This window comes from Virgibacillus sp. LDC1 (assembly GCF_025792345.1).
Taxonomy (GTDB): domain Bacteria; phylum Bacillota; class Bacilli; order Paenibacillales; family Paenibacillaceae; genus Paenibacillus_AQ; species Paenibacillus_AQ lautus.
In genome coordinates this window covers 4,250,906-4,275,886 of the sequence record NZ_JAOXLZ010000001.1, presented here as the reverse complement: position 1 = coordinate 4,275,886, position 24,981 = coordinate 4,250,906, and the positions used below count along the sequence as shown (strand labels likewise).

The following is a 24,981-nucleotide window of genomic DNA, read 5'->3' as shown; positions in this document are numbered from 1 at the left end:
ACGTGTTGACTACTGGTGAGAAAATGGCGCGTCTGCAATATGTAGCAACGGAAAACAAGAAGAAATGGAGCCGGTGAACATGTGGATCCATGAAATGAAAGCTATCGAGAAGACGGCTTATGGTTTCGTGAAGATCACAAAGGAAGACTTGGTAAAACTCGGTCTTGTCATGAAGGACGAGGACGAAGGGAATGAACCAGATGATAAAGTGTGAGGGTTGCGAAAAAGAAGCTAAGTACATTGTTTACGATCAGCCGCATTGTACGACTCGCATGCTGGATGCGGTCGAATGTAGAGGTTACGTGGAAGTGAGGTGGATAGAAGATGAACATGCAGACCAGATGCAAAGGGACTCACAGTTTTGAAGACATATTTTCATTGCAACTTGCTGGAGGAAAGATGCTGAATCCTGAAAGTGACAATCCAACATTCGTGTTCCCGTCAGACGTTCACTATTCGGAGTACAAGAGGCATAAACGGAAGTTGAAGGAGGCTGGCGAACGTGGATCCACTGAACAAAGTGATAAACCGGTTGGAAGATCTGCAACAAGAAACGAGCACCGCTGGAAACTCGGCAGCAAGCATTATATGTGAAACAGGCGAGTTCATGCGTGATCTACCAGTAATTATTGAACAACTTAAACAGGTTCAATTTGATTTAGACATGAAAAAAGACCATGGCTGCAACCATGATCTTTGAGTAGTCATTTTAAAATTTTTCTTACGGTCACAATATCACATTTTTTAGGAGGTTGTAAAGCCTTATGAATTTATATGAACTTACTGAGCAATATCAAATGGTCCTTGAAATGGCTCGAGAAGGAGCCGAGGACTTTGATTATGAGGAAATGCTTAATGGCATGGAAGGGGCTATTTCCGATAAATTGGACGGTTATTGCAAGGTAATTAAAACCCTGGAAGCTGAAGCTGAGGCAGTAAAGGTGGAATCTCTTCGCCTGTCTCAGCGGAAAACGGCATTGGAAAATCAAGTGTCGCGGATTAAAGATGCCATGAAATCAGGCATGATCCGTCTTAATATCGACAAACACAAAAGCACTCTTTTTACCGTGTCCGTGACTAAACCACGTCAACGAGTAGAGGTTACAAATCTTGATGCGGTTCCATCTGAGTTGATCCGCGTGACTCGTGATGTTGATAAGAAGTCTGTTATGGACTTGTTGAAAGCAGGGCAGAAAATCCACGGCGTTGAGTTGGTTGACGGTGAAAGTGGGTTGACTATCCGATGAGTGAAGAAAACAAACCCTTAAACCTTTACCAGAAGATTGTTCAGGTGCGTCAAGCCGCCGAGGGATTTTCAAAGGATAAAAAGAGCTTCAGTTACACCTATGTATCCGGTAATCAGGTCTTATCCAAGATCAAAGACAAAATGAACGAATTGAATTTGTTGCTTCTCCCATCTACCAAGGTGGGGGAACATCAAACGCATGCTTATAAAACAAGCAAGGGGAAGGATGTACTTGATTTCATTGTGAAAGGTGAAATGTCTTACACATGGATCAATGGTGACAACCCTGACGAAAGAGAAACTGTTACTTGGGCCTATTATGGGCAGCAGGACGAAATCTCCAAGGCATACGGATCAGGATTGACGTACAGCGAACGCTACTACCTTTTAAAGAGTCTCGGACTCCCTACTGATGAAGATGATCCAGACGCAAAGAAACCGCAGGAAACGAAGCCAGAGCCAGCTCCAACATCCCTTAAATCTAAATGGAAGTTGTTGAGTCCAGAAAAAACACTCGATGGATTTGATGAATGGGTTAAAACCAAGGTTGAGCAGGGATGGAATTACACAGCAATGGAACAGGCATTGACCGTGAAAATAGAAGAGAAGAAAGCCAAGGAGGCAGAAACAAATGAATAGATCTTGTTTAGTTGGGAGACTCACGAAGGATCCTGAATTGAGATATTCGCCAACAGGAACGGCTATTACAAACTTTACCTTAGCAGTAGACCGGCCTTTCAAGTCTGACAATGGGCCAGATGCTGACTTTATACCTATCGTAACATTCAAACAATCCGCTGAAGCTTGCGCTAATTATCTTCGCAAAGGGCGTTTGTGTTCAGTTGAAGGACGGATTCAAGTCCGGAATTACGAGAACAACGAAGGAAAGCGTGTGTACGTTACAGAGGTAATTGCAGACAGTGTTCGCTTCTTAGAGTCCAGTAAACAGGATAACAACAAACCTAAAGGTGATCCATTTCAAGAAGATGGAAAACCAATCGATATCAGTGATGACGATTTACCATTCTAATTACGGAGGATCATATAAATGCAAAAAGATAATGCTGTTCAATTCCTTGAAAGATTTACGGATATAGAATCTCTAGAGTTTTTGAATGTCCTTGCTGAACTGCCTGATCTATCTAAAGAAGGTCCGTGGCTGGCTGGTGGAGCGCTAAGACGAACATTGATAGGGATGGATTTAGATTCGGACTTCGATTTCTTCTTTCGTGATGCTGAACAATTAGCAGAATTTCGTAGAGAGTTGAAAGTCAGTGGTGCCAAACTCACTAGCGAAAATGAACATGCTGAAACATTCATGATGAAGGTGTGCGGTAAAGACCGATTAATCCAACTAATCAAAATGAGTTACTACGGATCCCCTGAAGAGGTTATAGATTCATTCGACTTCACAATAACCCAAGTGGCGTATGACGGGACTGATATTTATTTCGGAGCTTATACCCTTTGGGATCTTCCTAGAAAGCGCATTGCACTTCACAAATTGACTTATGGCGTAGCTACCATGAGAAGATTGATCAAATATACCGATCAAGGATTCACGGCTTGCCAAGGGGTTATGAGGTCGATTTTAGAAGCAGTTGTTGAGAACCCAGCCGTAATTCAGTCTGAAGTTCAATACGTGGATTGAGGTGACACATGGAACTTACAAGCGTGACTAAAGAAATCCATGCAGCCTCTCAACGTCTCAGTAAATCGGCAGATGCTTTATTTGGATTAGGTAAAGCGAAAGCAGAAGCGGAACGGGACTACCGTCTGGCGCTGTCTCAGGAGATTTTACGCCTTAGAACAGAAGGTATGCAAGCAACTCTAATACCCGATATAGCTAAAGGTAATGTCCATGAAAAGCTGTTCCAACGTGATTTTACAGAGGCCCAGTTTAAAGCCGGTATAGAAGCTGCTGACGCTATTAAAATACAAGTTTCAGCATTACAGACGATCCTAAAATATCAATCGGATATCTAGGAGGCGGTCACATGCAATTCGGATTTAATCCAGCACCTAAGCCAACCAGCCGCCGAAATAAGCTCACAACCAAGATGCGCGGACGGATTAAGCCGGAGGTTTATCAAGCGGCTATGGAGCGATCAGGCGGCCTGTGTGAACGGTGTGGAAAATATGGTAGCCATGAGTATCAAACATTACAGTGTGCCCACCTCATTCGGCGCTGGAAGATAGAAGGAGAAACAACCGTAAACGATGTAGCCATGTTATGCGGTCCTAGTGTAAATACTGGGACCTGCCATAACTGGATTGATTATACCGCAGAGGGTAAAGCCTGGGCTGAAGAGTACCGGCAGCAGTTATATGAGAAAGCAAAAGAATAGCAGGTGATGAAATGGCATGGTTGGAAAGTCACCAAAGTCTAGGGAGACACATCAAAACCAAGCGATTATCACGCAAGCTCGGAATCACTGTCCCTGCCACAATAGGTCATTTACACCTGTTGTGGTGGTGGGCAATGGATAACTTACCGGACGGGTGCATTTCTCTCCTTGAACCGGAAGATATCGCTGATGAAATGATGTGGACTGGTGACGCTGATGAACTATTAAGGGCGTTGATCGATGTCGGTTTTATTGATGAGATCGATGAAGAACTATTCATACATGACTGGCATGACTATATCGGAAAGCTAGTGGACAAACGGCGGACGGACGCTGAAAGAAAACGGAAGTCACGCAAGACAACCAAAAGAAGTCCAGAGGATGTCCAACGGACGTCCAGCGGACAATCCGAGTCCGGTCCGCGTGACGGCGCAGGTAACAGTACAGTACAGTACAGTACCGTACCAAAAGAAGATATTACTACTGACAAATTCGCAAGAATTGAAAAGGCATATGCAACCATTCACAAGACTATGGGACTTAAACCGGTTGATTGGCCTATAGTAAACCAGCTTTTAGAAAAAGGGGTTACTGCTGACTTGATCATTGAAGTCATGGAAGAGAAACATGCCAAGAAAATTCAAGAAGGTGGAACCGTGAACGGGTTTTCCTTTTACACAAACGCAATTAATGAACGGTTTAATCAGGGGCAGCGAGACAAAGACAGGCTCGACTTTTTAAATGATTTGTAAAGGTGGCGAATCTATTGGAAAGAGAAGATGCAAAGAAGTTATTCAGGAAACTTGCCGCCAGCTATCCGAATTGGAAAGTTGATAAAGGTATCGCTGAAATATGGATCGAGGAATTAGAAGAAGCGGACGCGGAACATGCTTGGGCCAATGCCAAGGAGCACATCAGGGAAAGTAAGTTCGCTCCTACAATTGCCGATATCGTAAAGCCGAACCCGAGGGTAGAAGCTAACCGGGAGATCGAACGGACCAGGGAATACCTCAAGGAACAGGAGGAACGGGAAAAGGATGTTGTTCCACCGCCTTGGGAGCGTGAAGGAATCGACAAGATGACCTGGATAAGGAATGAGATTCGAAAAGCCAAGGGTGCGCAATGAGTTTCTATAGCATCGAAACCGAACAGGCTTTACTCGGATCCATCCTAATTGAACCTGAACTCATATACGAAACCATTTTAACCCCGGATAACTTTTATCACGAAGGTCACCAACTGATATTTGAACACATGCTTCAAATGCGTGAAAAACAAGAGAAAGTCGAAATCGTATCATTGGTTGCAAGGTTGGGTGCCGCTGTTCAAGATATCGGCGGTGTCCAGTACCTTGCACAGCTAAGTAACTCTTTCCCTATGGTGGATCAGTTCGCTAAACATGAGCAGATCGTCAAAGAGAAGTATCTAATGCGTACCGGCATGGCTGCTATCAAGGGACTGTACAACGAACTTCCAGACAACCCAAGGGAACTATCTGCAGAGTTAATGAGCCTAGCAGAAACCATTGGTGATCAGGTTAGAACAGAGGGTGGCTTCAGACGCATTCACGATGGCCTCATGAGCCATTTCGAGCAGCTAGAGAATAAGAAGTACAACGGAGTTGCAGCAGGTGCCAAGACGGTCGGTACAGCCTTAGACAAGATTACAGGCCGCTGGAAGAAGCAAACACTGAATATCATAGCGGCCCGCCCTTCGGTTGGTAAAACGGCTTTCATGCTCAATAACGCGGTGATTACCGGTAAAGAAGGAATGACCGTTGCCATATTCAGTTTGGAACAGCCTGAAGACCAACTTCTAGACCGCGTGATAGCGGCAGAGTGCCAGATCATAGGGGAGAACATCCGAGACGGGAAACTTACAGATGAAGAGTGGACCAAATACACCATGGGCATAGCGAATTTGGCTGACTTGGATATCTATATTGACGACAAGCCTGGAAGAACCATTCAAGAGATCCGGGCAGCAGTTCGCAAGTTGAAGAAAAAACACCCTAATATCATCGTGTTCATTGATTACCTCCAGCTGATTCATGGTGGCAAGAAGTTCCCGAGCCGAAACGAAGAGGTTGGATATATCAGCTCATCGCTAAAACAAATGGCTAGGGAAAACGATTGTCCGGTGATTGCACTGGCTCAGCTCAGTAGAGGTGTGGAACAGCGGCAGGATAAACGACCGATGATGTCAGACCTTCGGGAGTCTGGAAACATTGAACAGGATGCGGACACAATCACATTCCTTTATCGGGATGACTACTACAACCAAGAAACCGAGAAGAAAAACATAATCGAATGTATCGTTGCGAAGAACCGGAACGGATCGGTAGGAACGGCAGAGATGGTGAATATTCGGCAGTACGGAAAGTTCGTTGATTTAGAAACGAGATACGCATAGAGGGGGAAAGACGATGGATGTCATGGGAACCAAGAGTAACAACGAGTTAATCGAAATCATCATGGATTGTGAACTGGACATGGATTATAGGAAACATGCAGCGATGGAAGTCATTAAACGATTGGGGGTGAGTGCTCCATGGGTCGTCAAAACAGTGATCTTGTAATGGACAATTCAATAAACGAAGGTCAAGTTTATAACCCACATCTGGGAGATATAGAAGACGTGATAAATGAAAATATGGGATTGGTGTCAAGTGTAGCGCTGAATTGGCAAGCACGAACAAAAAGAGAATTAGACATGGATGATCTGATGCAAGAAGGAATCATTGGAATGATGAAAGCCTATCAAAGATACGTTCCTGGTGAAGCTAAGTTCTCCACCTTCGCGCATTACTACATCAGTAAATACATCACCCTTTACATTCGAGATCACACCAGGAACATCAAGCCATCGAGATATTACTATGAGATTATCGGGAAAATCGTCCAACGGAATTTAAGAGATTTAACACCAGAAGAAATTTCAAAAACTCTTGGGTATCCGTTGAAAACGATAAAAAAATCTTTGGAGCATCTCGAATTGATTGAAACGCGATTCATTCATGACTTTATTTCACCAGATGCGGAAGCAGAGCAAGTCGATGTGTTTAGGACATACGAAGACTACAGTCAAATATTTGTGAATGAGTTTATGGATTCGCTCAATGAAACGGAAAGAAGAATAATCAGATATCGGTTCTACGATATGACACTACGAGAGATTGGTAAAGAAATTGGTGTGTCTCATGCTTTAGTCGGACTGAAGATTAAAGGCATTCGAAAACATGCATCTCAGTATTTTTGGGGGAACAAAAAACTAGCAGGGGGGATGTAACAGTGAGATACGTGGGAATAGATCCAAGTGGAGAAACAGGCATGGTGCTGCTGGACAGGAACGGTAATTACTTGGATGGACTCGAAATTGCTCCTAACACCAAAAACAAAACGGTAAAGATATGCGAGATTGTAGAAGGCATCATGGATAACTTGGAATTAGGTGATGTGATAGCCATTGAAGGATTCAGCTTCGGATCAAAGGGTAAGGGAATCGACTTTCAATTTGGCTTAGGCCATGCGATCAGACTAGAGCTATACCGGCAGAACATCAAATGGACAGATGTCACACCAACCCAGGTTAAAAAGTTCGCAACCGGCAAGGGAACAACCAAGAAAGAAAACATGATTCTACCGATCATGAGACATTGGAACTTCGAACATGATTCGAATAACATACGAGACGCATTTGTACTGGCTCAGGTAGCACGTTCGGTGAGTTCGGGAGCAACTATGACTGAGTACCAGAAAGACGTTGTAGAAGCGATTCTAGGAGCCGCAGAAAAGATGAGCAGTTAAGCATAGGGATAAAGAAATTATTCCGCACCCCGTTACACCCTATAAACCAAACTGGTGTTCCAGTGAATACAAATTGTGGAGGTAAATATACATGAAAACTATTAACGAATTGGTACAGGAAGCACATCAAAATGCAGTATCTAAAGGCTGGTGGGACGAGGATCGGAGTTTCGGGGAAATTATCGCTCTAATTCATTCGGAAGCATCAGAAGCGTTGGAGGATCATCGGAACGGCAAGGGCGTGAATGAGGTTTGGTATGAAGGTAAATACGAGGGTCAAGATGTGTGGAGTTATATCAAAGACGAGAAATGTCAAAAGCCTTGCGGCATCCCTTCTGAACTGGCTGACATCGTGATTCGGGTATTCGATGCATGTGGCCGGTACAACATTGATCTTGAGCAAGCAATCACAGAAAAGATGGAATACAACGCAACACGGCCCCAACGTCACGGCGGTAAGGTCCTGTAACCCATTAACCCCCAAAGGAGCGATAAAGAATGACATACGACAAGGAATCAATATATGACAACGAGATAGCCCCGTTGATGAAACAAATCATAGCCATCTGCAAAAGGGAGCAACTGCCAATGGTCGCTCAGTTTTATCTCAAGGAAGAGCGTGAAGATAACGGTGAGCCTATGTACTGTTCGACTGTGATTATCCCGGCAAAAATCGAAATGCATGCTGAAGCATATGACCAATTGAAGTGTGTAAGTGAAGCGATGAAATACGGACCGAATGGAAAGCCGTTTGTAATGGCGGCAACGATTACCACCCTTTAACCCCCATACCCCATATAAGGAGAGATAACAAATGAATCCAAGAATCGCTATGAAAGAAGCAATCCGTTTTATGCTGGAGCAACTACAAGTTGAAAACGCTGAATCTGTGGCAGAACAAATGCATGACGATATGGACTTTCTTGAACAACTCGAAGAATTTATTCAGGACCACATTGAAACGTTTGGTGAAAACTACGGGATTTAAGGAGAGATAACAATGAGCGAACAGAACAAGATAGAACAGATAAAAGCGAGGTTGATGGCAATAACTCCAGGTTCGTGGCATGTGCAGCCAGGAAGTCCATACGATGCAGTTTACTCCTCACAAGAAACATCGTTGACGGTGGTTGCAAGTAGAACAATGACTTCAGACGCTTGGTTCATCGCCAAATCCCCTGAATACATCACATACCTATTACAAGAGATCGAACGCAAGGATGAAGCGCTGAACGAAATAGAACTCATTTTAACGGACGACACATCAACCCAAGCAATAGAGATAAATCAGGTCATAAATCGCGCTAGGGAAGCCATATAAACCCAAGGAGGGATAAGACGTGGCAGAACTTATCTATATACCTTTCCACCCGGAAAGTCCTAACGCCACTATTTACGTGAATGAGAAGCCTCTCATGATTACTGCAGAATCAGAGTGGATCTATTCGAAGTATGCAATTGATAGGTGGAGGATCAGCAAGCCAGTGCCGAAGCAATTTCGAAAAGAAGCACCATCTAAGTGGGTAGAGAATGGATGGGTTGAAGAAAAGGAAGTTGTTCAATTAACCCTATTTTAACCCCAGGGGAGGGTAATCCTCCCCTACCTAACTATAAGGAGATGAATCGAGATGGCAAAATTCAAGTTTGTAATCTATTCACCGTACGTTGGTGCGGATATTACGGAAGAAATCGAAATACCAGATGAAGAACTGGATGGGCTGAGTGAGGAACAGAAACATGAACTTTTGAACAAGGAAGCCAGAGTGTGGATGTTGCAAAACGTTGAGTACGGGTGGGAAGAAATTTAATTGGCCCGAAGGGCATCAATCGACTGAATAAACCGAGCGTAAGCGTGGGCCGTATAAGGCCCTTCAGGTTTCCATCCCTTTAGAGAGGAAGAAGAGAAGATATATGAAGTTGCGAGTTTTTTATAAGCCGTTGAAACAGATGTTAGAACCGGATCAAATCGAGAGCATCAACTTCGATACGAAAATGTTGGGCGTATACATGGAAATGGACGGGAAGGGATATCACAAATTACGGATGTCTGACTTTGAAATCATGTGGTTCACCGGACGTTTTGATAAAAGGAGAAAAGACATTTTTGGAGGAGATTTCCTCCGAGGAGACGGATTCGGTGACACGAAGCAAGAAATCAGAATCGTATGTTACGACTCACGTCAAGCCAGATATAAAGCTGTTCCGTTGAGTTTGTATAAAGCGAACGCTGGTAATGGAGGATGGACAGGGTTTGATATCAAAGGTGATGGGGAAGTCATCGGCAACATATACGACAATCCCGATCTATTGGAGGGTGGATATGAATAACCAAATGGACAAAGCTAAATTTCTGGAATGGCTAGACGGAGAAGATGCAGCAGTCTTATGGGAAGGGCCCGAAGGTCTGATGAAATATGACATGCTGGTTGAAACGATAAATTCCGGTGAGTTCGCCCCCGACACCCCACCAGTACCCACCATTAAGCCGGGAGATAAGGTTCGAATTACAGATGCTTTGAATATAACTTGTATTGGTAAAGAGGACATTGTAACTCAAATAAGTAGTTCAACGCCCTATAGCGCAAGACTAGAGAACTTCCTGGGAGACTGGCCATTTTCCAGTTTGGAGGTAGTGGAATGAGTAGAGACTGGAAAAAGGATATGGAATGGGCACAGATCATTTCTGAGCTGAGGAGGAAGAAAAATGAATAGAGAAGAAGTGCTGACTATCGAACCAGGGGAAAAGATGGATGAATTAATTTCAGAAAAGGTCATGGGTTGGATCCCATACAAAGACTTTTCGCCATCAACTGATATTTCCGCAGCGTGGGAAGCAATAGAGAAAGTGCAAGGATTAAAAGGGTTGCACGGAAAAAAAGTCAGATTGCTTGTGAAAATAATTGTGATACGCGGGTTTTATGAAGTGGCTGTAATCGACTATTTAAACAACGATAAGTGCTTAGGAGAAACTATAGCTGATAATGCACCAGAAGCGATTTCAAAAGCTTTAGTTCTGGCAGTATTAGAGGAGGGAGAGACAAAATGAAAGTAACAGTAATGGTTAAAGACGGTGGATATGAGTCAATTCAGATATCACCTGAGTTGCTCGGGAAGTTAGCAAAAAGAATCGTACAGGATGGATCTGAATGGGTGCACACAACGACTAAAAGCCTTGAGGTTGTTGGGATATTGATTAAAGGTGATCAGATCGGGGACAGGGTGATTATTACAGGGGATTCGGAGGGAGAAGCATGAAACCTAATCCGAACTATGAGGAAGACACCCATAAGTTTTTGGGATACGCCAAAGAAATGTGGGAAGCTGGTGCGATCAGTGAGAAAAGGTTCAGAACATTATCGGCAAAAATCAAATGTTGGTGGTTTGATCAGCGTTCCATCAACCTTCCAGGGGAGGAAACAACGGATGACATATAAACAAATCAAAGTTAAAGCGATTGAAGAATTCAAGGTTTATAACCATGATCAATCCATATTGTTAAATCAAGTTTATGAAGGCGAAGAATTTGAAGCAACGTTGGATGAGGAAAGTGGCGAATATTATTCTAATGATTCAGAAGGCAGAACACTTTATATAGGGAACATCAACATGATAAATGGAAACCTTGAATTTGATGAATCATTTGTACTGATAGGTCCAGGGGAGGAAACCAAATGACTGATCAAATCGAAGAGTTAAAGAAAATATTTAAATCAGCCATTGCTGGTCCATCGTGGGTTGTAGATGTATATTTCAAACCATTTATTGAGCGGTTAGAAGCAGCGGAGGCGCAAGTAAGGCAACAGAAAACGGCCCGACCTATTGACGAATGGCATGAAGATATTGGCGATGTGCTTTGGTGGGCGTTTCCGATTGAAGAAGCCCCTTATTGCGGCAATCCTCTTGATTCAGAATGGCCGGGATACCATACACATTGGACGCCGATTGTAGTACCCATCAACCTTCCAGGGGAGGAATAAACAATGCCAATTATCAACCATAATGGAGCAATGCAAATAGAAATGGGATCAGGAGATGTCAAGGTGTCTCCAGGATTGCTACAACTTGATTACCCTTGCGGAGTTGTTGTGTTTCAGGAGTATGACGAAGCAAGGCCAATAGGGAAATGGGAGCAGAATGATAGGAAGATAGCTGATCCAGAAGAAACACCAATCAGAATGACTTTTGATAAACCAGAATCTATTGATGTAGTTATCTGGGCCTTACAAGAAGCTAAGCGCATGATGGCAGAAGAATCGTGGGAATCGCTTCTCAACCTTCCAGGGGAGGAAACAGAATAGGACATACAACCAATTGAAAAAGATTTCCTAATTCAAAATGATGTGTTATATTATGATTAAGGAAATCTAATTCAAAGGATGGCGAGTTATGAACCCCATTAAGGCAGATATGTTCGAACAACTCATGAAAGTTTTTTCTAAATCTACCCAATTACGAAATCAGGCTCCTCATTCGTCTCCTATACGCGAACAATGCAATGAGGTTATGGATGGCATCATTAAACTCAATAAAGTTATAAATCGAATCAAGCCTGAAAATTACGTTAAGCGCGGTAAACCGTTTATCGATTTAATCAAGTCTATCGATAAATCACTGAATGGTGACGAAGCATTGAAATCGCATTATTATAAGCAGCCAGATGTTTCAGTACAGACAGTAACATCAGAGAATGAGTTGAAAAAGGAAACCGAAATCAAAACGAAAGAACCTGAAAAACCTAAACGCGGCGGTGCTCGAACTGGTGCAGGTCGCAAGTCAATCGGGGTAAAGAAGCCTGTATCCATCACTCTGCCGCAAGAGGATTGGAATGAAATTGATAATTTGATTAAGGCAGGCGAATTCAAAAGCTACGCTGACTATTTCAGGTCCTTAAGGGAAGGGGCAAAAACATGACACCTAACATTTTCGAAGAAGATGAAAAGAAGGTCGTGGAAGCTTATAAGAAACGCGGTTACGCCATTACCAGAGAGCAAGCAGGAGATATATGGTCAGAATATAGTCATGTTGAATTTTTTGCTTCATGGATGATGATGGGCGATAACTTAGATGCGATTTACGAGCTAACGATAAAATACGCCAAAGAGCTTGGAATCGTAACGGAGGACGATAATCATGGCACCTAACACCGTAACAGCACAAACCTACTGGACATGGACGCGTAAGGCCGAGGAAGAAGATCCTAAGCGTCATAGAGCAGGGGAAAGGGTATGGCCTCACTATGAGAAGGAAGCACCAGTAAGATGGCTAGAAGACGGTCTAATATGTGATTCAACCGAAGTGGTTAAGGAAGGGCAAACGGACTTATTTGATTATATAGGGGGCTAACAGGATGATATTGAAATTTCAAGGTGTAGTTCAATTAGGTGATGAATTCCGTGTTGATGAAGAAGGGTTAAATGGTTCAGTGCATATTGGGGAATCGGATTTGGTTTGGGAGATAGAAAACGCCAAATTCACCGGAAGAATAACGGTAGGTATCTTGGATGAACGATTTGATGGTGAATTAAGCGTAGAGACGGGATGGGGATATTCAGAGTACACACCAATGGATCCAGATGTATTAAGAATTGGTGATCATGATTTGATTGAAATCATCAGGAGATACAACGGGCAGTATATAACGGTGTTTGTAGCTGATGAACCATTCAATATTTTGGAATAAATATGTGTTATAATACAAATGAATGGTGAAAAACTCGACTATTATATATCAGAACCGTGTAAATAAGTACAAATAAAGGGTGGTGGAAGCGTTGAAAGCTGAAGCAAAAGACGTGTTCCAGCTGGCGTTAATGGAAATCAACCGTGAAGAGACTCGACGCAGAGTGGAACAAGAGTTAGAACGGGCTAGAATATATAAAACAGTCGGATTCGTACGCAGAGAAACACAACAAACCCCATCATATGAACCTCGCTACCACGGAGCCACTAACACCACGTCAAATCAGATCGAGAATGTCGCTATTTTCAACGTAGACTCTGAAGCAAGACTAAAGACAGCCTATGACCGTGTAAACGCCGCTCTAAGAGGCCTAAGCCGCATGGAGAAGGACATAATCAACATGAGATACTTAGAAGAAGATGCACTTGATTTCAACGTATACAATGAATTAGCATTATCTGAACGGAGCTATTACCGGAGGAAGTCACGGGCATTGTACAAAATGGCGTTTGCGATGCGCTTGGAAGTGTTCATTGGTGAGGAAACGGCTTAGGAGGAGAGTTTGAATGATCGAATGGATAAAGGTAGATCCAAATAACCCGCCAAAGGAAGGTGCCTATCTATTCTGGTATGATGGCAGTGTATTTGAGGGGTGGCCTTTGGATGATGTGGATGAAGACGGATTTCCGCTTTGGGAAGGGAATGAAACACACATCAGAAATGCTTACGGGGTTAGATGGTATGCAAAGATCAACGAACCTCCAGATCCTAAAGAAGCATACTTAAAATAGTGGCAGGAACTTGGCAGACTATTGGCAGATCATTAGGAAATAACCATGTTATAGTTGTATCATGGGATATCGAATAAAGGACACCATAGAGGCATGAATGCCTTAGTTAACAGGTCAGCATAGCGCTGGCCTTTTTATATGGGAGTGGTGAAATTCCTGACGAATACCATATCCTGAAATGAGTTGTCGGTCGGCTTTCAGGATTAAAGGGATCGGCATACGGGTGGGGGATATCGAGATAACTATACGGCACGGTCTCGTTATCCCTAAATTATAGAACAACTACCTTAACATATCGAATACTCCACTCTTGATAGTAATCCTCCTTTACCGTGACCAGAGCGGTTAAAGAGTGCGATCCTGGGCGCATCCGACCGCGTTAAAAAGTGTCGGTAAATTATAAAAGCATCCAAAACGGTACGCATCCAGTTCTTAACATGGGATTGGGTGCTTTTTTAATTTTTATAGGACGGTTAAGGGGAAGGCGGTGACATCGGGTGGATTTAGGAAAAGTCGCTCTGAGCATGGCGAACCAAGCTCGTGTGAAGTACCTATGGGGTACGGGTCTAAATAAATGGCTATACGCTGTGTCATATGCGAAACGAGAAGGGAAACAACTGAATATCGTTTGTGCAACTGATTCGTTATCGGCTGGAGCAGGCGGGACGGGTCCGATTGACTTTTTCCGCCCAAAGATACTGCAGGTTCTCGGTGATGGAGGCGTTGGGTTTATAGCGGCCAATAACTCGGCAGTAGTGGCAGAGGGTGGTTCATTAGGGGCGAGCGGCGCAACCCAGAAGACAAACGCAACATTCGATCCAAGCACAGATGATAAATATTCTCCAAACCTGTATTCGATGGTGTTCACCGGAACAGGTGGATATGCGAATATATCGGATAAAAACCACGTATTTACAAAGGCTAAGGTGCTTTATTTACAGCAACCTGGAGGTGGGACATTTAAGTGGGGAGATGCAGCGTTTGCGGCTGGGAGAATGGATATAAACACGGACGGAACCAAAGAGGTGAAATTTGTAGAACATACCGGTACGTTTCCAACGCAATTTGGGAACACCGTGCAGGTTGGGAGCGTTACTGGTCCTGTTCAGGTTATGGGTGTGGACCTTAGAAATGGTGCTTCGGGTGCACGAGTTCACAGATTAGCACAGGGCGGAACACAAACGCGGCAGGTAGCTCAACTTGACGGATCTATGTATACAACAGTGTTAAAAAGCATTGGGTGCGATCTATACATCTTGAATACAGGGATGAATGATTCGGGGACATCTGCTATTCCAGCAGAGACCGTAGATGCTGACATACGAACAATTTTAGGATGGGTAAGAGCAGCAAACCCCAATACGGCTATCTTACTTGTCATGCCGAATGAAACGGCGGACTCAAACCGAAACAACCTCCTAGAAACATACCGCTTGAAGATACTAAAGATTGCGTTAGATTATGACGCGTTAATATTTGACACTCGTTGGGTGATAGGGAATTACTCCCAAGCGCAAGCCAATGGATTAATGAATGATTCGATTCATCCGCATCCAACCAAAGCGAACCCTCTCATTGGAGAAGCGCTATTTAACTTTATCGGTGGTTCGAATCTAGCGAATATAGAAAAAATGCTTTCCTAAATAAGCTAAATGAAAGGGGTGGATAAAGTGTCGGGATTCATAAAAGTGTTTGCTGATAATGTGTCGGTGGCAGGACAGACCGATTACAAGGGTAGGCAAGAAAGGAAAGTGACGGTCGCTTACTCAGGAACACAAGGCGCTTCATCCGTATTCACTGCATTTTTAGTTGATTCAGATGGTAATGAATATCCGTTATCTGGTGTTAGAGTATCAGGTGATCTGGATATGATCACATCAGCCAAACCCGGAGAGGTTGTTGAGTATACAAAACCGTCAGGCCTGACTATGAGAGTGAAGTTTACAAAACCGAGTGGCGGTACGGTATCTGCTAAGGCAACTCTGATGTGATAATAATTCAAGTGATTAAAGAGGTGAATAGAGCCAGTGAATAAACCTACAGTGAAACCACCACCAGGGTACGAAGAGGTAGCGAAAGAGGAAAAGAATGGACTGTCCGATTATTTAGCGGGGTTTACAGTGAACGTTTTCTATGTATGTCTTGTAGTTCTTAGTATTGTCGGAACATACAAACTAATAACGTTGATGCTTCAATGAAACCATGGGCAAAGAAGTTCTACAACAGCAAAGCGTGGAAGGAATGTAGAGCCTCTTACATCGTAAAGGTACATGGTCTATGTGAGAGATGCAGCAAGCCAGGAAAGATAGTCCACCATAAGAAGTACCTAACACCATATAACATAAACGATCCTAACATTACACTTAGTCACAATAACCTAGAGTATGTATGCCAAGACTGTCACAACAATGAGCACCATGGTGATGGGCCAGCAGGGCAAGGGCTTATGTTTGATGGGGAAGGGAACCTAGTACAGAAGGAGTGCGAAGGATGAAACTATATCAGGTATTCAATGGGTTAATGGGTATGGGACCAGTCTTTGTTATTGTCATTGCGAAGGATGAAGAAGAAGCAGAGGACTTAGCGAGAAACAAGTTCAAAGAAGAGTTTCAGGAACGCGCACTCGAACCCGAGCGGCATTGGCGTAACTTAGAGGTAGTTACTTTGTCTGAAGATACATCGAAATCATTTGTCTCTGAAGTCGAGGAGGGATGATGTTATGAATATTGTTGGTGGAGTATTATCTTCACGTTCTCTTATTGCTCTTGATGGGGTAGAGGTAGTGGTCCCAATAAAAGAAATGAATGATGAAATACAGAAGTTCATGGATCAACAGATTGGGAAGAGTCCTGAAGAGATTGTGAAGGAGCTTCAAGGTACAGAGTTTTGGAATAAGTACCATAGTAAGTAGAGGTGGTGTTAAGCATGAACAACTATATATGCAACAGATGCGGAGAGTCATGCGGGAAGTACAATCATGTGTGTGAGGAAAATAAAAAAGAAAAGTTTGCATTAACCTTTGATGAACCACCAGCTCTTGTATTTGTACAGGAGAGAGGAAGTAACAAAGTAAAGGTATTCCAAGATGGCAAGGAGTTACATGGAGTTCGTTCAATTGATATCAATGCATCAGTTGGAGAGGTAACAACACACAATGTGGAATATATCACCGGACACACTGACATGAAGTAGCCCCCCTTCTTCAAAAGAGTAGGGCCACGGTGAAGACCGATGTGTCCACCTTCATTTAACACACAGGTCACTCCTATAGGGGGTGTGGTATCAAGAAAGAGAGGGAAGGAGTTATGGAAGAAGATAAAGAGCTGTTAGAACAGAAAAAAAGAAAGAAAATCGAAGCGGAAATTAAACGACTTTCAGCACTTTTGAACACTGTTGACGGGACTTCGAAAAAGATCACCAGTTCATTGGTAAAGAACGCCGCTTTTATGGCTGTTACTCTTGAAGAGTTACAAGAAACCATGAATAAGGACGGTGTTGTCAGTCACTATAAGAACGGTGAAAATCAATATGGGACAAAGAAATCCCCTGAGGTTGAGATTTACAACACGATGATTAAGAATCATTCGGCTATCATGAAGCAACTCACGGACTTGCTTCCTAAAGCACCGCCAAAGGCAGATGACGATGATGGTTTTGGTGGGTTTGTAAAAGAACGTGAAGAACAATGAGCGCGGCACTGAGAGTTAGATACCCATTAGCTCATAACCCTATCCTGGACTACTGGAATCGCATTGAATCCGGCGAAGAAGTAGTTGGTGACAAGGTTCGAAGGGTATACCAGAAGCTTGTAAATGATCTATACGATGAATCAAGCGAATATGAATACGATTCTCGCAGGGCTAACCATGCGATTGAGTTTATAGAAAACTTTTGCAAGCACAGTAAAGGTAAATGGGGCGGTAAGCCCATTGATTTAGAGTTATGGCAAAAAGCATTCCTCGCGGCTACATTCGGGTTTGTCCACAAGATAGACGGGACCCGAAAATACCGAGAGGTTTTTTTAGTTGTAGCTCGTAAAAATGGGAAATCAACTATCGCGTCTGGAATTGGCCTGTATGCACAGGTGGCAGACAACGAACCGGGTTCGGAAGTATATGCTGTTGCTACAAAGAAGGATCAAGCGAAACTAGTGTGGTTAGAAGCGAAGCGGATGGTCAAGAAGTCGCCTGTATTGCTGAAGCGTATTAAGCCGCTTGTTTCTGAATTGGTCTCAGACTGGAATGACAGCTCGTTTAAGCCGCTTGGATCTGATTCTGATACATTGGATGGCCTCAACGTTCATTGCGCCCTCCTGGACGAAATACACGCCTGGAAGGACAAGAACCTATATGATGTTATCGTAGACGGTACAAGCGCCCGGGAACAACCGTTAATGGTCATGATTACCACAGCCGGTACAGTTCGTGAAGCTGTTTATGATTTGAAGTATGAAGAAGCTGAAATGGTCCTGAATGGCTATGGTGATCCGGACGGTTATCATGATGACCGGTTCTTACCTATCATCTATGAACTTGATGACCGTAATGAGTGGACCGACCCTTTAAAGTGGAAAAAGTCCAACCCTGGTCTCGGTACTATAAAGAAAATAGATCAGTTACAGACAAAAGTGAATAAGGCCAAAGCAAACCCAAGCCTTATCAAGAACCTTCTGACCAAGGACTTTAATGTCAGAGAGACAAGCTTGGAAAGTTGGCTATCTTTCGAGGAACTTAATTGCACAGACACCTTTGATATTGAAGAACTCCGTGATTGTTACGCAATCGGCGGTGTAGACTTATCCAGTACAACAGACTTAACGTGTGCAACCCTATTGGTAATGAAACAAGGTTCGAACAAGATATACGTACTTCAAATGTACTTTATGCCTGAAGAGGTTGTTGAACAAAGGATCAAAGAGGACAACAAAGTCCCTTATGATATATGGGCTGAACGTAAATTATTGCGTTTATGTCCGGGCAATAAGGTTCAATACTCAGATGTTACTGCTTGGTTCTTGGAAATGGTTAACGAATATGACATTCGGCCTTATTGGGTGGGTTATGACTCGTGGGGATCTCAGTACTGGATTCAGGAGATGAAAGATAATGGATTCAATATGATCGAGGTTAGGCAAGGAGCTAAGACGTTATCCCAGCCTATGAAGGAAATGGGCGCTGATTTAGGAGCTAAACGAATCAACTACAACAATAACCCTATTACCAAGTGGTGTTTATCTAATACCAGCTCCGAGACGGATAAGAACGACAATATTAGGCCGATAAAAGGCAAAAACCAAAGGCTGCGCATAGACGGCGCGGTCTCTTTGTTGATTGCATATACCGTTTTGTTCAACAACTACAGCGATTACCAATCTCTCATTTAAAGGGGGTGATGAAACTGGCTATATGGGATAAATGGTTTGGCAAACAAAAGTATGAAGGCAAGGCATTCACACAGTATCAAATGATGTCGGGGTTCACACCAACGTTCAGCGGATTTGGTAAAGATGCTTATTCCTCAGACGTTGTAAGGGCTGCAATCCATGCGATTGCAAGTAATGCGGCTAAACTCAAGCCGAAGCACATTCGAAGGCAGCAAGGGCAGATAAAGGGCATAGAACGAGGAAGGCTAGAAAGAATCCTTTCAGTCCGACCAAACCCGACTATGAACGCGTATGACTTTTACTACAAGGTCATCACGCAGCTGTATATGAGGTCCAATGCTTTTATCCTTATACAGACTAATGGATTCGGTGTAACAGGATTATATCCAATCATTGCTCAGACCGTTGAAACATTAGAATACAACAATGAAATCTATCTGAAATTCTACTTTGCTAATGGGAAGAAAATGACGGTGCCTTATGACGAGATTATCCATTTGCGAAGGTTTTTTAATGAGTCGGATATGTACGGCGATGGTAACGATGTTCCGTTGTTGCCTACTTTGGAACTGATTAACACAACCAATCAGGGAATTGGTAATGCAATCAAAACATCTGCATTCTTGCGTGGGATTCTGAAGTTTGTCGGCATGCTCAAACCTGAGGACATGAAGAAACAACGGGACGATTTCGTTAATGATTACATGGATGTCAGTAATAATGGCGGCGTAGCTGCTACGGATTCCAAGATGGAATATCACGAACTGAAGACTGATCCCAAAATGGTTGACGCTAAGCAAATGGCCCTGATTGAAAACAAGGTATATAAGTATTTTGGATTGCATGAAAACATTGTTATGTCTAAGTATGACGAAAACGAATGGAATTCCTTTTATGAGTCTGTTCTAGAACCTCTTGCAGTGCAAATGAGCCTAGAATTCACTTCTAAATTGTTTACAGAAAACGAACAGTCACATGGTAATGAAATTCTATTCGAAGCAAACCGGCTGCAATACGCCTCCAACAAAACCAAAATTGAAGTTGTCACAATGATGGTTGACCGGGCCATGATGAGTCTAAACCAAGGGCTTGAGGTCTTTAATATGCCGCCTGTCGAAGATGGGGATAAACGCATTCTTTCCCTTAACTTTGTGGATGCTGCTAAAGCTAATCAATACCAAGTAGGCGAGGAAGAAAGCAAACCACCAGACGGAAAGGAGGTGGAACGAGAAGATGACGAAGAAATTGAAGACGACGGATGAAATATTCCGTAAAGATCGGGATTATCGATTCTTCGAAATTGAAGCTAGGTCAGCGGATATAGAGGGCGGCGGTGAAGAGTTATATGTTGAGGGTTACGCCTTAACATTTAATGAGCCAACGGTGCTATGGGAGTATGACGGAATTGAATACAAAGAACAAATTGACGCCCGCGCGTTTGCTGAAGCAGACATGTCGGACGTCATTTTTAATTACAACCATGGCGGTAAAGTTGTAGCCCGCACCCGTAATCAAACGCTATCGCTAACCATTGATAATCGCGGCTTATACATCAGAGCGCGTCTAGATGGTACTGACGAAGGCAGGAAGCTATACCAAGAGATTAGAGGCGGATACATTGACCGCATGTCCTTTTCTTGGGTTACGGCTCCTAATGGCTCAGAGTATGACGCTACAACACATATGCGGACTGTACGCAAGGTCAAGAAGCTATATGACGTATCTGCCGTAGATATCCCGGCATATGACACAACGTCCATTTCGGCGCGATCATTGGTAGCTGCTGAAGAAGAGATTAAACAAGCTGCTCAAACGGCTGAGAAAAGAAAACGGCTATTACTAAAAACTTTTTGTTAATGAGAGGGGAAAAACAAATGAAAAAACAACTGCGTCATAAATTGGATCTTCAAACTTTTGCTGCACCTACACGATTGAGTGAAATTGAGACTCGCAAAGCTGAAATCCGTGGCTTATTGGAAGGTGATGGAGAAGTTGATCTGAACGAACTAGAAACGGAATTGCGGAGCCTTGAAGAAGAAGCCTCTAACATTGAAAAGCGGAAACAAATCGCCGCTGGTATTAATACCGGGGCGGTGGAGGCTCGTAAACTTGATTCACTCAAACCTCCAGAAAAAGAAGTACGGTCTATGAAGTGGGATGAAGCCATCGGAACAACGGAGTATCGTGATGTATGGGCCAAGGATATGATGGGGATTACATTGGAAGCAGAAGAGCGTTCCATGTACGACCGTGTAAACGTGGAATACCGCGACTTTACGCACACAACAGAGAATAGCGCCATTTTGATTCCAAAAACAGTTTCTGATGGCATTTGGAAGCGTGCTGAAGAGCAATATCCACTGTGGGCAGATGTTCGCAAACTCCGCGTGCGGGGCAACCTGACAATGATTAAATCTGACGGAAATGCAGTGAATGCTCAATGGTATGACGAAGCAACCAAGGTCATTACCGATAAGCTTGGATTTGGGGAACTGAACCTCACTGGTTGCGAGCTTGCTAAAGCTGTTCAAGTCACTTGGAAGCTTCGCAAAATGGCAATCGAAGATTTCATTGCTTACATCACGCGTGAAATCGCGGATCGGATGGGCATTGCACTCTCTGCTGCTGTATATGCAGGTAAAGGAAAGCCAAGCGGCACGGATACATTTAAACCAGAACCACGCGGTATCAAAACAGTTCTGGAAGCTGAAGTTGGTACACCTCAGATTGTTGAATACGATACTGATATTGCTTATAACACGTTGACAGCAGCAATGGGTGGTATCCATTCAAGCTACGCAAACGGCGTAACAATTTACGCTAACAACACAACAATCTGGTCCCATCTCGCAACGCTGGTTGATGCTATGGGTAGACCAATGTTCATTGCTGATGTTATGGCTGGTGGTGTGGGTCGTATCTTTGGACGAACAATCAAAGCTGATGCAACCATTCCTGACGGAGAAATTCTGCTCGGAAACCTTAATGATGGTTATCTGGCGAACATCAACGAAGACATCACAATGTACACGGAAGATCATGTCCGTGAGCGCCTGACTGATTACATGGGATATGCGATTGTTGATGGTGACGTTGTTGACAGTAAGGCGTTTGTAATTATCGCCGACTCCACTCCAACACCATAAGGAGGGACAAACACATGGCTTACACAACACTAAAGAAGTTCAACGACAGGGAATCGGGGAAGAAGTTTCTCCCCGGTCAACCTTTTCACTCCGATACTCAAGAACGCATTGAATTGCTCTTGGATCAAGGTTTCATTGGAGTCGTAGAGGAAGACGATGACGGACCTCTCAAACATGTCGGGGCTGGTTGGTACGAGCTTCCTAATGGCGAGAGGGTAAGAGGAAAGGAAAAGGCCGAAGAAGCCTTAGAAGCTCTACAGGGACAGATAGGAGCTGATGATAATGGCCCTTCTGGACAAGATTAAAAAATCACTTCGCATTACATCCTCTGCCTTTGATGAAGAGGTGGGGGATTTAATCGCGGCCTGTCAGCATGATTTAAAGCTGTCTGGTGTGAGTGTTGAAAAGGCGGCAGATGAATCTGATCCGCTTATTTTGCGTGCCATTACAGTCTATGCTAAAGCCAATTTCGGTTTTGACAATCCCGATGCAGACCGGATGCAACTATCTTACAACATGATCAAGACACATCTGACACTATCACAGGAGTACACTCCTAAGGAGGAAGTAACGCCATGATGTGGAGAGATGTTATTGATTTGATACCTGTTGTGGTAGGGAAAAACGGATACGGGGAGGATGTCGAACAAGACGGAATCCCCAAGACCGTTTATGCCAATAAGAAATCGGTGCGGCAGACGGAGTTTTATCAAGCTATGGCTGCTGGAATGAAACCTGAAATCGTATTTGAGGTTATGGTTGCTGATTACAGCGATGAACCCAAAGTGAAATACGGTGACGATAAGCATTATCGCGTTATACGCACCTATTCAGCCAATGACGAGCGCATTGAGTTGGTATGCTCCATTTACCCTATGGAGGAATAAAGATGGCTAAAAAGAGCGATATCATCGGTATGAAGGAGCTTGAACGCTCTATTAAGAAACTTGGCAGAGTGCCGCAAACTGTCGCAACTAAAGCGGCTTCAGCAGGTGCGAGGATTGCGCTAAAAGCGGCGAAAAAGAATGCACCTGTGGAATCAGGTGCTCTTAAAGGCGGCATTATCATGAAAGGTGAACGCCGGGTTAAGGTTGGAAAGAAGATGTATGACATTATGATGGATCCGGCTAAAAATGACGTTTTCGTTAAGACATCTGCTGATGGCAAGAGATCATACTATCCAGCATCTCAGGAATACGGATTTATGACTGTTGATGGTGGTTATGTTCCTGGTTATCAGTTCTTGCGTAAATCCATTACGGAAAATTCCCGTGAGATCGAAAACAAAATTGTTGAAGTTGCTGGTAAAGCCATCGACAAGGCTTTGAACGAGGGGTGATCAAGCTTGAATTTTGAAGAAGCGTTAGCGTTTGAGCTTGAAACAATTCCAAGGTTAAAAGGTAAGGTTTATCCCGGTTTCTTGCCGGGGAAAACAGCGCCTTATCTTGTATATCTATCTAGTCCAGGACTTAGGACAAAACAACTTGGTTCGGGCTATCTGGTCGGAAGAGAAGTAAGTCCTACTTTAAATATCATCACGACAAAGTACTCAGACTTAAAACCTTTGAGTGATCAAGTGGTTGATATTATCTTGAGTTTTCAGGGCCGCAAAATAGGCGTGGACGGTCCGTATATACAAGAAGTGACCTATCAGGAGCCTACAGAATTATACGAGTCAGAACCAAATTTATATCGATGTGTAATAGAATTTCAAGTTTATTTTGAGGGGTGAGTATTTTGGCAAATAGAGCAGTAGGGACAAAATTAATGTTTGGTACAACTCCGGTTGCTGAACTTACATCGATTGGCGGTCTTGAGCTTTCTGCTGATACGATCGATGTAACAAGTTTGGATTCAGATGGAGGATACCGTGAATTTATTGGTGGGTTTAAAGATGGTGGCGAGGTTTCTATCAGTGGATTTTTTAATCCGGGTGATCCGGGACAGGCAGCGGTTTATGCAGCTTTTAACTCCGGAGCAACAACGGCATGCGAGATTCAATTCCCGGCAGCTCTGAAAGCAAACTGGTCGTTTAATGCAGTGGTTACAGCATTCACAACAGGCGCAGAGCTAGAAGAAGCGGTCTCCTTTGAAGCGACTTTAAAGGTTTCCGGTGAACCGACTTTAGAAATAATTACACCTTAATACGTTGCCGGGGCATTGCTCCGGCTTATTATAATTCGGAGGGATTACAAGTATGGGTAAAAATGAATCTAAAAATGATGTTGTAGTTATCGAACTGGACAGACCACGTGAATTACGCTACGGTCATAAAGCTCTTAAAACATTGCTAGCCTTGACAGGCAAGGATATTGATTCGATTGACATGGATAACATCGACCTGGGAGAGATTGAGAAATATATCTATTGTGGTCTGTTGTCGGATGCGAAATCAAATGGCGAGAATCTCACTCTTGAAGACATGGAGGATTTACTAGATAAAGCACCTTCATTTGGTCATATCATCGAAAAGATGAACGATGCATTTAGCATTTCGTTCGGTTCGCTTGGTGTGGAGGGAAACCAGAAGCAGCCGGGGGAGAATCCGGTACAGGCGTAACTTTTGACTGGCAAGAATCCA

General features: G+C 43.5%; 52 protein-coding genes. All 52 read left to right on the top strand.

From position 1 onward, the window contains the following. Positions 1-79: 79 nt before the first annotated feature. The 52 genes from OHJ21_RS19475 to OHJ21_RS19220 all read left to right on the top strand — a co-directional run bounded on the left by OHJ21_RS19475 (position 80) and on the right by OHJ21_RS19220 (position 24,960). On the top strand, positions 80-214 hold the full coding sequence (locus tag OHJ21_RS19475; protein WP_486020941.1) for a hypothetical protein: 135 nt from the start codon (positions 80-82) through the stop codon (positions 212-214). A 288-nt stretch (positions 215-502) separates the two neighbouring features. Beyond that, positions 503-700, top strand: a complete 198-nt coding sequence (locus OHJ21_RS19470) for a hypothetical protein (RefSeq protein WP_486020940.1) — start codon at positions 503-505, stop codon at positions 698-700. A gap of 64 nt (positions 701-764) precedes the next feature. Then, positions 765-1,247: a siphovirus Gp157 family protein gene (locus OHJ21_RS19465; RefSeq protein ID WP_486020939.1), complete on the top strand. Its 483-nt coding sequence runs from the start codon at positions 765-767 to the stop codon at positions 1,245-1,247. After that, a complete protein-coding gene (locus tag OHJ21_RS19460) occupies positions 1,244-1,885 on the top strand; it encodes an ERF family protein (protein ID WP_486020938.1) in 642 nt (213 codons plus the stop codon). The genes OHJ21_RS19465 and OHJ21_RS19460 overlap by 4 nt, the downstream gene beginning before the upstream one ends. Then, positions 1,878-2,276, top strand: coding sequence for a single-stranded DNA-binding protein (locus OHJ21_RS19455; RefSeq protein ID WP_486020937.1), 399 nt, complete (start codon positions 1,878-1,880; stop codon positions 2,274-2,276). The genes OHJ21_RS19460 and OHJ21_RS19455 overlap by 8 nt, the downstream gene beginning before the upstream one ends. 18 nt (positions 2,277-2,294) lie before the next feature. Then, positions 2,295-2,897 (top strand): Gabija anti-defense Gad2 family protein, encoded by a 603-nt coding sequence (locus OHJ21_RS19450; protein ID WP_486020936.1) that lies wholly within the window; start codon positions 2,295-2,297, stop codon positions 2,895-2,897. 8 nt (positions 2,898-2,905) lie between these two features. Continuing rightward, positions 2,906-3,232: a hypothetical protein gene (locus tag OHJ21_RS19445; RefSeq protein WP_486020935.1), complete on the top strand. Its 327-nt coding sequence runs from the start codon at positions 2,906-2,908 to the stop codon at positions 3,230-3,232. A gap of 11 nt (positions 3,233-3,243) precedes the next feature. Continuing rightward, entirely contained in the window at positions 3,244-3,594 is a 351-nt protein-coding gene (locus tag OHJ21_RS19440; RefSeq protein WP_486020934.1) for a hypothetical protein, read from the top strand. Between the two features lie 11 nt (positions 3,595-3,605). Then, positions 3,606-4,346: a hypothetical protein gene (locus OHJ21_RS19435; protein ID WP_486020933.1), complete on the top strand. Its 741-nt coding sequence runs from the start codon at positions 3,606-3,608 to the stop codon at positions 4,344-4,346. Positions 4,347-4,360: 14 nt separating this feature from the next. Beyond that, positions 4,361-4,720: a hypothetical protein gene (locus OHJ21_RS19430; protein WP_213577605.1), complete on the top strand. Its 360-nt coding sequence runs from the start codon at positions 4,361-4,363 to the stop codon at positions 4,718-4,720. After that, positions 4,717-6,006 (top strand): replicative DNA helicase, encoded by a 1,290-nt coding sequence (gene dnaB / locus OHJ21_RS19425; protein ID WP_486020932.1) that lies wholly within the window; start codon positions 4,717-4,719, stop codon positions 6,004-6,006. Before OHJ21_RS19430 ends, dnaB begins: the two co-directional genes overlap by 4 nt. Before the next feature lie 13 nt (positions 6,007-6,019). After that, entirely contained in the window at positions 6,020-6,172 is a 153-nt protein-coding gene (locus OHJ21_RS19420; RefSeq protein WP_277746876.1) for a hypothetical protein, read from the top strand. Continuing rightward, positions 6,145-6,882, top strand: a complete 738-nt coding sequence (locus OHJ21_RS19415) for a sigma-70 family RNA polymerase sigma factor (RefSeq protein WP_486020931.1) — start codon at positions 6,145-6,147, stop codon at positions 6,880-6,882. Before OHJ21_RS19420 ends, OHJ21_RS19415 begins: the two co-directional genes overlap by 28 nt. 2 nt (positions 6,883-6,884) lie before the next feature. Then, positions 6,885-7,400 carry a crossover junction endodeoxyribonuclease RuvC gene (locus tag OHJ21_RS19410; RefSeq protein WP_486020930.1) on the top strand — a complete coding sequence of 172 codons (516 nt, stop codon included), beginning with the start codon at positions 6,885-6,887 and terminating at the stop codon, positions 7,398-7,400. 91 nt (positions 7,401-7,491) lie between these two features. Continuing rightward, a complete protein-coding gene (locus OHJ21_RS19405) occupies positions 7,492-7,869 on the top strand; it encodes a nucleoside triphosphate pyrophosphohydrolase family protein (RefSeq protein WP_486020929.1) in 378 nt (125 codons plus the stop codon). Positions 7,870-7,898: 29 nt separating this feature from the next. Continuing rightward, positions 7,899-8,183: a hypothetical protein gene (locus OHJ21_RS19400; RefSeq protein WP_486020928.1), complete on the top strand. Its 285-nt coding sequence runs from the start codon at positions 7,899-7,901 to the stop codon at positions 8,181-8,183. A 31-nt stretch (positions 8,184-8,214) separates the two neighbouring features. Then, positions 8,215-8,388 (top strand): hypothetical protein, encoded by a 174-nt coding sequence (locus OHJ21_RS19395; RefSeq protein ID WP_486020927.1) that lies wholly within the window; start codon positions 8,215-8,217, stop codon positions 8,386-8,388. A gap of 12 nt (positions 8,389-8,400) precedes the next feature. Further along, entirely contained in the window at positions 8,401-8,721 is a 321-nt protein-coding gene (locus OHJ21_RS19390) for a hypothetical protein (protein ID WP_486020926.1), read from the top strand. Positions 8,722-8,740: 19 nt separating this feature from the next. Further along, positions 8,741-8,977, top strand: coding sequence for a hypothetical protein (locus tag OHJ21_RS19385; protein WP_486020925.1), 237 nt, complete (start codon positions 8,741-8,743; stop codon positions 8,975-8,977). A gap of 51 nt (positions 8,978-9,028) precedes the next feature. Further along, the gene (locus OHJ21_RS19380; RefSeq protein ID WP_486020924.1) at positions 9,029-9,208 is read left to right on the top strand and encodes a DUF7167 family protein; all 180 of its coding nucleotides are present in this window, start codon (positions 9,029-9,031) and stop codon (positions 9,206-9,208) included. A gap of 139 nt (positions 9,209-9,347) precedes the next feature. After that, positions 9,348-9,728 carry a YopX family protein gene (locus OHJ21_RS19375; protein WP_486021056.1) on the top strand — a complete coding sequence of 127 codons (381 nt, stop codon included), beginning with the start codon at positions 9,348-9,350 and terminating at the stop codon, positions 9,726-9,728. Next, complete coding sequence (locus OHJ21_RS19370) at positions 9,721-10,041, top strand: hypothetical protein (protein ID WP_486020923.1); 321 nt, start codon at positions 9,721-9,723, stop codon at positions 10,039-10,041. Before OHJ21_RS19375 ends, OHJ21_RS19370 begins: the two co-directional genes overlap by 8 nt. A gap of 63 nt (positions 10,042-10,104) precedes the next feature. Continuing rightward, positions 10,105-10,446: a hypothetical protein gene (locus OHJ21_RS19365; protein ID WP_486020922.1), complete on the top strand. Its 342-nt coding sequence runs from the start codon at positions 10,105-10,107 to the stop codon at positions 10,444-10,446. Continuing rightward, positions 10,443-10,655: a hypothetical protein gene (locus OHJ21_RS19360; protein WP_486020921.1), complete on the top strand. Its 213-nt coding sequence runs from the start codon at positions 10,443-10,445 to the stop codon at positions 10,653-10,655. The genes OHJ21_RS19365 and OHJ21_RS19360 overlap by 4 nt, the downstream gene beginning before the upstream one ends. Then, positions 10,652-10,834, top strand: coding sequence for a hypothetical protein (locus tag OHJ21_RS19355; protein ID WP_486020920.1), 183 nt, complete (start codon positions 10,652-10,654; stop codon positions 10,832-10,834). The genes OHJ21_RS19360 and OHJ21_RS19355 overlap by 4 nt, the downstream gene beginning before the upstream one ends. Next, positions 10,824-11,075, top strand: coding sequence for a hypothetical protein (locus OHJ21_RS19350; protein ID WP_486020919.1), 252 nt, complete (start codon positions 10,824-10,826; stop codon positions 11,073-11,075). Before OHJ21_RS19355 ends, OHJ21_RS19350 begins: the two co-directional genes overlap by 11 nt. Further along, positions 11,072-11,377: a hypothetical protein gene (locus tag OHJ21_RS19345; protein ID WP_486020918.1), complete on the top strand. Its 306-nt coding sequence runs from the start codon at positions 11,072-11,074 to the stop codon at positions 11,375-11,377. The genes OHJ21_RS19350 and OHJ21_RS19345 overlap by 4 nt, the downstream gene beginning before the upstream one ends. 3 nt (positions 11,378-11,380) lie before the next feature. Further along, positions 11,381-11,698, top strand: a complete 318-nt coding sequence (locus OHJ21_RS19340) for a hypothetical protein (RefSeq protein WP_486020917.1) — start codon at positions 11,381-11,383, stop codon at positions 11,696-11,698. Between the two features lie 88 nt (positions 11,699-11,786). Then, positions 11,787-12,311: a hypothetical protein gene (locus OHJ21_RS19335; protein WP_486020916.1), complete on the top strand. Its 525-nt coding sequence runs from the start codon at positions 11,787-11,789 to the stop codon at positions 12,309-12,311. Continuing rightward, entirely contained in the window at positions 12,308-12,541 is a 234-nt protein-coding gene (locus tag OHJ21_RS19330) for a hypothetical protein (RefSeq protein WP_486020915.1), read from the top strand. The genes OHJ21_RS19335 and OHJ21_RS19330 overlap by 4 nt, the downstream gene beginning before the upstream one ends. Beyond that, entirely contained in the window at positions 12,531-12,743 is a 213-nt protein-coding gene (locus tag OHJ21_RS19325) for a hypothetical protein (protein WP_486020914.1), read from the top strand. Before OHJ21_RS19330 ends, OHJ21_RS19325 begins: the two co-directional genes overlap by 11 nt. 4 nt (positions 12,744-12,747) lie before the next feature. Then, a complete protein-coding gene (locus tag OHJ21_RS19320) occupies positions 12,748-13,080 on the top strand; it encodes a hypothetical protein (protein ID WP_486020913.1) in 333 nt (110 codons plus the stop codon). Between the two features lie 91 nt (positions 13,081-13,171). Then, positions 13,172-13,633 carry an ArpU family phage packaging/lysis transcriptional regulator gene (locus tag OHJ21_RS19315; RefSeq protein WP_486020912.1) on the top strand — a complete coding sequence of 154 codons (462 nt, stop codon included), beginning with the start codon at positions 13,172-13,174 and terminating at the stop codon, positions 13,631-13,633. A 13-nt stretch (positions 13,634-13,646) separates the two neighbouring features. After that, positions 13,647-13,871: a hypothetical protein gene (locus OHJ21_RS19310; protein WP_486020911.1), complete on the top strand. Its 225-nt coding sequence runs from the start codon at positions 13,647-13,649 to the stop codon at positions 13,869-13,871. Positions 13,872-14,368: 497 nt separating this feature from the next. After that, entirely contained in the window at positions 14,369-15,514 is a 1,146-nt protein-coding gene (locus OHJ21_RS19305) for an SGNH/GDSL hydrolase family protein (RefSeq protein ID WP_486020910.1), read from the top strand. A 9-nt stretch (positions 15,515-15,523) separates the two neighbouring features. Then, positions 15,524-15,862 carry a hypothetical protein gene (locus OHJ21_RS19300; RefSeq protein ID WP_486020909.1) on the top strand — a complete coding sequence of 113 codons (339 nt, stop codon included), beginning with the start codon at positions 15,524-15,526 and terminating at the stop codon, positions 15,860-15,862. A gap of 203 nt (positions 15,863-16,065) precedes the next feature. Next, on the top strand, positions 16,066-16,365 hold the full coding sequence (locus OHJ21_RS19295) for an HNH endonuclease (RefSeq protein WP_486020908.1): 300 nt from the start codon (positions 16,066-16,068) through the stop codon (positions 16,363-16,365). Beyond that, positions 16,362-16,586: a hypothetical protein gene (locus tag OHJ21_RS19290; protein ID WP_486020907.1), complete on the top strand. Its 225-nt coding sequence runs from the start codon at positions 16,362-16,364 to the stop codon at positions 16,584-16,586. The genes OHJ21_RS19295 and OHJ21_RS19290 overlap by 4 nt, the downstream gene beginning before the upstream one ends. Positions 16,587-16,590: 4 nt before the next feature. Further along, positions 16,591-16,782 (top strand): hypothetical protein, encoded by a 192-nt coding sequence (locus tag OHJ21_RS19285; protein WP_486020906.1) that lies wholly within the window; start codon positions 16,591-16,593, stop codon positions 16,780-16,782. A 14-nt stretch (positions 16,783-16,796) separates the two neighbouring features. After that, positions 16,797-17,063: a hypothetical protein gene (locus OHJ21_RS19280; RefSeq protein ID WP_486020905.1), complete on the top strand. Its 267-nt coding sequence runs from the start codon at positions 16,797-16,799 to the stop codon at positions 17,061-17,063. A gap of 113 nt (positions 17,064-17,176) precedes the next feature. Beyond that, the gene (locus OHJ21_RS19275) at positions 17,177-17,560 is read left to right on the top strand and encodes a hypothetical protein (RefSeq protein WP_486020904.1); all 384 of its coding nucleotides are present in this window, start codon (positions 17,177-17,179) and stop codon (positions 17,558-17,560) included. An 8-nt stretch (positions 17,561-17,568) separates the two neighbouring features. Then, positions 17,569-19,254 carry a terminase large subunit gene (locus OHJ21_RS19270; protein ID WP_486021055.1) on the top strand — a complete coding sequence of 562 codons (1,686 nt, stop codon included), beginning with the start codon at positions 17,569-17,571 and terminating at the stop codon, positions 19,252-19,254. 8 nt (positions 19,255-19,262) lie between these two features. Further along, positions 19,263-20,516, top strand: a complete 1,254-nt coding sequence (locus OHJ21_RS19265) for a phage portal protein (protein WP_486020903.1) — start codon at positions 19,263-19,265, stop codon at positions 20,514-20,516. Continuing rightward, complete coding sequence (locus OHJ21_RS19260) at positions 20,488-21,111, top strand: HK97 family phage prohead protease (RefSeq protein ID WP_486020902.1); 624 nt, start codon at positions 20,488-20,490, stop codon at positions 21,109-21,111. The genes OHJ21_RS19265 and OHJ21_RS19260 overlap by 29 nt, the downstream gene beginning before the upstream one ends. A gap of 17 nt (positions 21,112-21,128) precedes the next feature. Further along, positions 21,129-22,400 (top strand): phage major capsid protein, encoded by a 1,272-nt coding sequence (locus tag OHJ21_RS19255; protein WP_486020901.1) that lies wholly within the window; start codon positions 21,129-21,131, stop codon positions 22,398-22,400. Positions 22,401-22,414: 14 nt separating this feature from the next. Further along, a complete protein-coding gene (locus OHJ21_RS19250; RefSeq protein WP_486020900.1) occupies positions 22,415-22,705 on the top strand; it encodes a hypothetical protein in 291 nt (96 codons plus the stop codon). Then, entirely contained in the window at positions 22,683-22,979 is a 297-nt protein-coding gene (locus OHJ21_RS19245; RefSeq protein WP_486020899.1) for a phage head-tail connector protein, read from the top strand. The genes OHJ21_RS19250 and OHJ21_RS19245 overlap by 23 nt, the downstream gene beginning before the upstream one ends. Further along, the gene (locus tag OHJ21_RS19240; protein WP_486020898.1) at positions 22,976-23,287 is read left to right on the top strand and encodes a phage head closure protein; all 312 of its coding nucleotides are present in this window, start codon (positions 22,976-22,978) and stop codon (positions 23,285-23,287) included. The genes OHJ21_RS19245 and OHJ21_RS19240 overlap by 4 nt, the downstream gene beginning before the upstream one ends. Before the next feature lie 2 nt (positions 23,288-23,289). Next, complete coding sequence (locus OHJ21_RS19235; protein ID WP_486020897.1) at positions 23,290-23,739, top strand: HK97-gp10 family putative phage morphogenesis protein; 450 nt, start codon at positions 23,290-23,292, stop codon at positions 23,737-23,739. 6 nt (positions 23,740-23,745) lie between these two features. Continuing rightward, positions 23,746-24,132 (top strand): DUF3168 domain-containing protein, encoded by a 387-nt coding sequence (locus OHJ21_RS19230; protein ID WP_486020896.1) that lies wholly within the window; start codon positions 23,746-23,748, stop codon positions 24,130-24,132. A 5-nt stretch (positions 24,133-24,137) separates the two neighbouring features. Then, positions 24,138-24,545, top strand: a complete 408-nt coding sequence (locus tag OHJ21_RS19225; protein WP_486020895.1) for a phage tail tube protein — start codon at positions 24,138-24,140, stop codon at positions 24,543-24,545. 52 nt (positions 24,546-24,597) lie between these two features. Further along, positions 24,598-24,960 carry a hypothetical protein gene (locus OHJ21_RS19220; RefSeq protein ID WP_486020894.1) on the top strand — a complete coding sequence of 121 codons (363 nt, stop codon included), beginning with the start codon at positions 24,598-24,600 and terminating at the stop codon, positions 24,958-24,960. Positions 24,961-24,981: the final 21 nt, after the last annotated feature.